The sequence below is a fragment of the Sporosarcina obsidiansis genome (assembly GCF_009651005.1).
GTDB classification, from domain to species: Bacteria; Bacillota; Bacilli; order Bacillales_A; family Planococcaceae; genus Sporosarcina; species Sporosarcina obsidiansis.
Genome location: NZ_WHVW01000030.1, coordinates 22376 through 30146, shown reverse-complemented (window position 1 = coordinate 30146; position 7771 = coordinate 22376). Strand labels below are relative to the sequence as shown.

The 7771-nt window shown below is 37.1% G+C and carries 8 protein-coding genes; 2 read left to right on the top strand and 6 right to left on the bottom strand.

Annotated features, from left to right (window positions below; translation table 11 throughout):
- From GD002_RS16730 to GD002_RS16715, 4 genes are all read right to left on the bottom strand, one after another.
- A partial coding sequence (locus GD002_RS16730; protein ID WP_194841662.1) for a nuclease-related domain-containing protein occupies positions 1 to 278 on the bottom strand: 278 nt, incomplete at its 3' end.
- Between the two features lie 415 nt (positions 279 to 693).
- Positions 694 to 1398: a ferritin-like domain-containing protein gene (locus tag GD002_RS16725; protein ID WP_228548413.1), complete on the bottom strand. Its 705-nt coding sequence runs from the start codon at positions 1396 to 1398 to the stop codon at positions 694 to 696.
- A 66-nt stretch (positions 1399 to 1464) separates the two neighbouring features.
- Positions 1465 to 1782 carry a hypothetical protein gene (locus GD002_RS16720; protein WP_153733508.1) on the bottom strand — a complete coding sequence of 106 codons (318 nt, stop codon included), beginning with the start codon at positions 1780 to 1782 and terminating at the stop codon, positions 1465 to 1467.
- A gap of 295 nt (positions 1783 to 2077) precedes the next feature.
- The gene (locus tag GD002_RS16715; RefSeq protein ID WP_153733507.1) at positions 2078 to 3202 is read right to left on the bottom strand and encodes a 2-methylaconitate cis-trans isomerase PrpF family protein; all 1125 of its coding nucleotides are present in this window, start codon (positions 3200 to 3202) and stop codon (positions 2078 to 2080) included.
- 138 nt (positions 3203 to 3340) lie between these two features.
- On the opposite strand from GD002_RS16715, the gene GD002_RS16710 reads away from it, so the two are divergent.
- Positions 3341 to 4204: a LysR family transcriptional regulator gene (locus tag GD002_RS16710; protein WP_153733506.1), complete on the top strand. Its 864-nt coding sequence runs from the start codon at positions 3341 to 3343 to the stop codon at positions 4202 to 4204.
- A 253-nt stretch (positions 4205 to 4457) separates the two neighbouring features.
- Positions 4458 to 5765, top strand: coding sequence for a CitMHS family transporter (locus GD002_RS16705; RefSeq protein WP_153733505.1), 1308 nt, complete (start codon positions 4458 to 4460; stop codon positions 5763 to 5765).
- 80 nt (positions 5766 to 5845) lie between these two features.
- Here GD002_RS16705 and yyaC read toward each other — a convergent pair whose 3' ends face one another.
- Together yyaC and GD002_RS16695 are read right to left on the bottom strand one after the other, a co-directional pair.
- Positions 5846 to 6454 (bottom strand): spore protease YyaC, encoded by a 609-nt coding sequence (yyaC, locus tag GD002_RS16700; protein WP_153733504.1) that lies wholly within the window; start codon positions 6452 to 6454, stop codon positions 5846 to 5848.
- A 96-nt stretch (positions 6455 to 6550) separates the two neighbouring features.
- The gene (locus GD002_RS16695; RefSeq protein WP_153733503.1) at positions 6551 to 7681 is read right to left on the bottom strand and encodes an AbrB family transcriptional regulator; all 1131 of its coding nucleotides are present in this window, start codon (positions 7679 to 7681) and stop codon (positions 6551 to 6553) included.
- Between the last annotated feature and the right edge of the window lie 90 nt (positions 7682 to 7771).

Genomic DNA, 7771 nt, shown 5'->3' with positions numbered 1-7771 from the left:
TCATTAACTGTAATGTTACCGAAATACTTCTTCACTTCAATGACTAGGATGAATTGTCGAGTCACGACAATAAAATCGATTTGAGCAGATAATCCCTTATGTTTAATATAAACATCATGCAAAATCATGATGGGAAGGAATGAATTAGTTAGTTCAAACAGTAGTGACTGCTCTCCAGCTTTCCCTATCTCCAACAGTTTTATTTGCAGTTCTAATTTCTTTGAATCTACGGGTAACAGACCTTCAGCTAATTTATTTCGTAAACGTCCAATCTCCAAATCGATCGAGTCACCTTTTTTAATAACAACAGGTGATTGTAATTCTGCTTTATCTTTTAATGTATCTATGACCCTTGATAAAAATGGTTTCTTTACAAAAGATATATAAATGATCCTCCTACTCTGTATTCGAAAAGGATATCTTGTAAATAAATATACTTAAATAATTAAAGAATTGTAATATAATTCTATTTATACTACTATCATACCAGGAATAAGAGACACTTTCTATCAAAAATTTGGTAAATCGCAACAGTTCCCTTGTCGAGTTTTTCTTATGCCCTTCATGTTCTAGTGTACTGTTTTTCTTGATCAAGTTAGTAGAGACAATATCTCCATTGGATATTGTCTCTTATTTTCCTTTATTTATCTATTTACACTGTTGTATTTAATATCCTATAGCACGAGGTTTAATTTATGACGACATTCTCTTGCTTTGTTGGAGAAGTTTTGATTCTCCAGTTCGTTCCCACTCTTCAACTGTTTCGTAAGCCATTTCGGGAGAGTATCCTTGCCCTACGAGGACGCCCATTAAAATGAACTCTTGAAGGATATGCGTCATGTTGATACCTCTTTGTACATCTTCTAATCCTTCCTTCACTAAGAATTCGGTATGCATAACTAGTTCATCTGGCGTCATATTTTGAGTAGTCACACTAGTTTTTTGAGATGAAATCTCTGTATTAATAAAATTATATAAATCTGCATGCTTGAGTTCATCAGTAAGTATTTCAAAAACGATATCTCTATAATACCGATACGGCAAGCCTTGTCGGATCACCCGATACTTTTCCATTGCCTTTAACTCTCCAAATAAGGCTTTTTTTATTCCTTCCTGATAGGTTGAAGGTGGAATAAACTCTTCTTCTTTTTCTATAACAACATCCTGACCTGTTAACTCTTTATACATTTTCTTAAAAAGTTGATTGTGCCGTATCTCATCATTTCGTATTCTTGTGATGATGTCTTTTTGTTCTTGAGTGGGGGCTTTGGAAAGTAAATAATCATAAAAGACTTGATCTTCTTTCTCACCTTGGACGGCTTCAGCCATCAATTCTAATGACTTTTGAAAAGACTGTTGCGCATACAAATAATTATTGTAAGAATTCATTGTGTTCACAGATTCACTCCTCATATGTTAACCTCATCATTAACTTATGTATTTGTGGAGCTTTGTGTTAATCTTTTACTGCGTATTAGGGTTCGGATGCGTAGTAAAGAAAAAGAGCACCCGATTGGATGCTCTAAAATTCATTCCTTTTACTGCAGTACAACTGTTACAACAAGATCTTTGTAGCCTGGTTGTTTTACCAAATTCCACTGCTATTTTTCGCAATAAAATAAACTCCTCAGGAACGTGTGCCATTGCATCCGATTCACTAATAACAGAAATCATTCTGAAATAGAAAGCTTCAGATGGGATTTGATCAGAATGAAGAAAACCACAGTCATATCGGAATACTGGGTGCAAATTCAAACGTTTGACCAGATCTTTGATCGTCACAATACGCTCCACCAAAAGAGCACTTAAGGAGTAGACCATGGCACCGTAGTTTAGTTCTCTTGGAATACCTTTATTGCCCGGATGGGATTCAAGTAAATCGTTGAAAATATTGCCTAAAAATGATGGGTAGATTCCAACACAAATAATTCACGCATATTAAATAGACTTTGTTGTAATGTACATAGGGGCATCTCTGCAATATGTTAAGGATTGTATTGTTTCTACCATTATACATAATTTCAAAAAAACACTCTATTTTTTACGCCTTGAAAGCCCTGAGTCCCAAAGACTCGGATTATGCAATTGAAAAACCGTATTCTTTCTTTGTATAGACATACCCTTCGAAAATCATCCTTGCAGTACGAACTACCTTTATCGCATTTATATGTCCGGCAATTAGGTCGACTTTTGTTTCCATTATTCCTGCCGGATGTCCTAATCGAATCACATCTTGTTCAACGGTAATAACATCTGACAAGATTGTATCTTTTAAAAATGCCCCTGCTGTTGTACAAATGGCTCCAGTAATGGCAAGCGCTTGATGCGGTTTTTGCATAGACATCATTCGAATCGTACAATCCATATCCGTGGCCTGTCTTTCGATCCCCGCTACATCAGTATATGTCATGGGAGAAGAAATGATGGTCATTTTTGGAACCGCAGGGGATTTTTTTGTAGCTTCTTCTTTTATTGAAAACTTACACATTTCGGCCGCAATTGATCTGATTTCTTCTAACTCAGCAAGCTTTTCAGCTGTAAACTCATGTGGTAATTCAGATCCAGTTAATCCGATATCATGGGCGTTCACAAATACTAACGGATTAGCAACATCTATTATGGAGATATCAATGTCACCATTAGGTGCTTGAATCCGATCAGTAGGGTTCCCAGTCGGGAACAATTTTCCTGTTACTGCACCTTCACCATTTGTAAAGGAAAGATAAATCGGAGAACCCGTTCCAGGAACGCCAGGAATTGAACACATCCCATTCGTTTTGACCCTTCCATTTTCAACTTCAACTTCAGCAATAATCACCTTTTGCGTATTCGTATTCAATATTTTTACCGTTGTAATTGGCTCTACCGCAGGTACCATCCCCTGTTGGATGGCATAGGGTCCTACAGCAGAAGAGATATTTCCACAGTTACCTTTAAAGTCCACTAACTGATTTTCAATGCTGATTTGCGCAAATGTATACTCAACATCAATGTCGTTTAAATTTGATTTTTTTATGATTGCAGCTTTACTCGTCAATGAATTTGCGCCGCCAATTCCGTCAATTTGTCTACGATCTGGACTACCCATAATATCTAATAAAAAATCATCCCAAAGATGACGATCATCCGGCAAGTCCTTATAATTAAGAAAAACGCCTTTACTTGTTCCCCCACGCATGATAACTACAGGCACTCTCATCAATATAACCACCTTTTTAATAACTTTTGTGTTTCGAAGCTTCTAAAAATAGCGTAAGATAAACAGAGAAATAAGTAAAATAGATAATTTTTGACCAAAAAATAAAAAAAAATTTATAATCATGAGATTGGAGTGCTAAAAATGGACGAAAAAGACTGGGATGCAATCCGCATCTTGTATGAGGAGAAAAATATTACGAGGGCCGCAGAAAGGCTATATATTTCTCAACCGGCGTTGACCTATCGATTTAAAAATTTGGAAAAAAGTTTTGGAACGAGTCTATTTTTTAAAATAAAAGGCGGTATTGAGTTTACGCCAGAGGGGGTACATTTAGCTGAATACGCAGAGGAAATGATTGATAAGTTACAGAAAACGAAGGACTATATGCTTAATATGCAAGATGAAGTAAGAGGGACTTTGAGGCTTGGTGTCTCGAGTAACTTTGCTCAATATCGGTTACCGAAAATACTTAAAAAGTTCTCAACGAATTATCCCAATGTACAATTTAACGTAAATACTGGCTGGAGCACTGACATAATGAAACTTTTGGATTCGTCTAGTGTGCAACTAGGGATATTGCGTGGAAACTATGATTGGTATGGAATGAAGACATTATTGCATAAAGAAAGACTATGTATAATCTCCAAAAAGGAAATTGATATGCAACATTTACCGGATCTGCCATTCATCAATTATAAAACGGACAGCTCCTTAAAAAACTTAATCAATGGTTGGTGGCATGACCGGTTTACAGAGCCTCCATTAGTTATCATGGAAACCGATCGGCAAGAAACGAGTAAGGAAATGGTTAAGAATGATTTAGGAGTTGCCATTTTACCTGAGATTTGTCTGCAGCCATCAGATAATCTTTTTACTCAAGGGTTGTCCTATAAAAATGGGGAGCCTGTTTTCAGAAACACTTGGTTAATGTACAACGAGGATTCCCTTCAACTTGCCACTGTTAAAAGATTTATCGACTTTTTAAATGAGAATCACAATCTATAGGAAAGACTAATGGAAGAACGAGGAAGTAGAATGCCTTCGTTCTTTTTTTTATTCGCCTTCTATCCATAAGAGTATTATAAGTATTTTTTTGTTAATATCCGAAAAAATATCTATTTTACTTATTTTAATGGATGTAATATTCTTAAAACATATAAAAATTAGAAATAGCACTTAGAAAAAAGAGGGAATAGTAAATATAAAAGTATATCCCTTTTTCTACTTTGTAAGCGATTTCTTTATAGGAGGTTTTAATATTCTTACATTTTTAGGAATTTCCATGGTTGTCGTTTTCACGTATTTAATCATGTCGAAACGTCTGTCACCGGTAACAGCGCTTGTTGTAGTTCCGATTGCATTCGCGCTAATTGGGGGATTTGGTTTAGAGCTTGGAGACATGATGCTGGATGGTTTAAAAGTTGTTGCACCTTCTGCGGCTTTATTGCTTTTTGCAATTCTGTTTTTTGGTATCTTGATTGACGCTGGTTTATTTGATCCTCTCATCAAAAAAATGATGAAAATTGTGAAAGGGGATCCAGTTAAAATCGCATTGGGGACTGCCGCCATTGCGATGATTGTGGCATTAGATGGCGATGGGACGACCACGCACATGATCACGATTTCGGCTATGTTAGCACTCTATCTAAGAATTGGAATGAATCCACTCATTTTGGCAACGATTTCAATGCTAGCCGTCAGTATTATGAGTGGAATGACTCCTTGGGGCGGGCCTGCTACTAGAGCGATCGCAGCACTAGGACTTGATGCAAATGAATTCTTTCTTCCGCTCATCCCAACGATGTTAACTGGAATGGTTTCTATACTTTTTATCGCATACGTACTTGGAATGAAGGAACGTGTGAGATTAGGTGTTATCGTTCTTAAAGAAATTCCGGAAGATGCACTAGCGATGAGCGGTGTGGCTGCCAGTGTTGCAATGGAAGAAGACGTCAAACGACCTAAACTTAGAATGTTTAACCTTATCTTAGTCATTGTGATCATGGGGATTTTGGTAACCGGAATCATGCCTGTTCCTATTCTGTTTTTGATCGGTTTTGTAATCGCTGCCATGGTTAATTATCCGAATTTAGAGCAGCAAAAAGAACGTATTGCTTCGCATGCCGGCAACGCAATAACAGTGGTCTCGTTAGTATTTGCAGCTGGAATATTTGCAGGAATTTTTTCTGGAACAAACATGGTAGATGCAATTGCAAATTCATTGATTTCCATCATTCCAGAATCATTAGGTTCGTTTTATCCTTTAGTTGTTGCCATCACAAGCATGCCGTTTACATTTGTGTTATCGAATGATGCCTATTATTTTGGCGTTTTGCCTATCTTGGCTGAAGCTGGAGCTGCGTATGGAGTGAGCGCCTTGGAAATTGCGAGAGCATCGGTATTAGGGCAACCTATACACTTCTTGAGTCCACTCGTTGCATCTACACTTTTACTTGTGGGAATGGTTAAAACAGATATTGGAACGTTTCAGCGTTTTGCGTTTAAATGGGCTCTTCTCTGTTCGCTAGCCATTATCATCGTTGCGTTTGTTACAAATGTAATTTAATAATTAATAAAAAGGAAGTCCTTCTGACCTAACGAAAAAGGTCAAAAGGGCTTTTTTGACAAAATGGTATATCAGCAAACTTATTGAACATTTGTACCGATATCTACATCCTCAATTCGGGCAATAACTTCAACGATGACTTTAGAAAGAGTCATCACTGTATGTAACCGGGTATCGTTTAAAAATTGAGATTTTGGTAATGGATCGATATAATTCACGATACCTTTAAAATGATAATCGCCGACTTCAGGTAAAAACGTTTCAAGCGCTTTTCCAGGAATAAGTGGCCCTTCTTCAAAAATGACATACCCAACTTGCTCCATAGCACCCAAACTTGCATCAATACTAAAAATAAGAGGATTCTTAAATCGCCTATTGATTATTTTCAATGTTTCTTTTAAATTAAATGCATGTACTGGTTCTTCTAATGTTCCATAAACTAGATAAGGTATATTACGCTCATTAAGCATTGATCCAACTAAGGGGCCTAACGAATCTCCGATATATCGATCTGAACCAATACATAAAAAAATGACATCTTTCCCCTTGTTTGACGAATGTTCAATGATACGTCTTAGCCCGGACGTGAGCAATTCAATTTCTCGCTCTCTATTTTTTCCCCTTGAATTCAATTTGTAAGATTGAAATCCTCGAACCCCTTTATCTGAATCATTATAATAACTACCCATTTTGACACCCCTTTTATTTAATCTGAAACACTGAATAGCTATGCAGTTATTTACTAAAATTAAATCATTAAATTCATAATGAATCCAAGCATCCGCTTACGCTGACGCTTGGGGATGGGTCCTTTTTTTATTTTCCCAGTAATTTAAGAGTCTAAAAAATGGAGGAAGAATCACACAAACTGAAATGACACGCAGTACTTGTACCGCGACGACAAATGTAGAATCCGCGCCCAGGACAACGGCGGTAGTGGTCATCTCGGCGATACCACCGGGAGCAAAAGCTAAAACAGAAGTTGTGAATGATAATTCAGTTATTTCTGCTGTGATATAGGAACAGATGAACATAGAAACAATGAGGAAGATAGTACTTATAAATGATATGGCTAACGTTTTCTTTAACCCTTTAAACATTTCTTTTTGAAAACGGGATCCGATACTTGCACCAATAACTACTTGGGATAGGATGATAAGTTCGGAAGGCCACCAAGCAACAAGTTGAAAGCCGATTACCACTGAACTGAAAGTCTTGACGATTGCGATAGTGACCATGCTGCCAAGCAACCAGGGTGCCGGAAATTTTAAAAATACACCTAAATAGTAGCCAAGACATGCAATCCCTAGGAAAAAGACAGTTATCAATAGATGTTCTATTTGAAAAGGAATGGAAACTATATCAGTATTCCCGACCGCCTCCACAGGTTGGATAACCCAAAACGATAAAAAAAGTGGAATGGAAAGAACGACTAAAAAAATCCGAATCGTTTGTGCAATACTAACAACGCCTGTATTGGCACCGACCTCTTCCGCAATTCCTGGAATTGTAGACAACCCTCCCGGAGCTGTTGAAAAAAAACTTGTCAACATATCCAAATCGCTGAATTTCCATAATAGGAGTCCCGATATAAAGGCGAAAACTATGGAGAGCAAGAGCATTATAGTAATCATCAACCAGTTCTCCAGAAAAATGTAATAGACAGAATCATTCATTTTTTGCGCAAGTTCAATCCCTAGTATACATTGACCAATGGCCATCCAATATTTCGGAATTCCTTTTTGATTGGGGGATATTTTCAGGATCTTCGGTTTGAATATAAACAGTAACGTCGAGGTTAGGAGTGTCCCAATCATCCAGCCAACAGGTAAACCTGTAAAAGAGAGGAGAAATCCTCCCATTCCACTAATGACTACATATAGAGCCGCTTTCAATAATTCATTTCTCTTGGACAATCAAACTACCCTCTTTCGCATCTAATCAATAGTTAGTCCTGTGTTCAAACGTTTTGCTTCCTGTATTCATTATAGTACAATAAAAGAGAT

Bases quoted from the DNA above. Each gene is read 5' to 3' on its own strand.
- GD002_RS16710 (WP_153733506.1), top strand. From the start codon at position 3,341: ATGGACGAAAAAGACTGGGATGCAATCCGCATCTTGTATGAGGAGAAA.
- yyaC (WP_153733504.1), bottom strand. From the start codon at position 6,454: ATGGGTAGTTATTATAATGATTCAGATAAAGGGGTTCGAGGATTTCAA.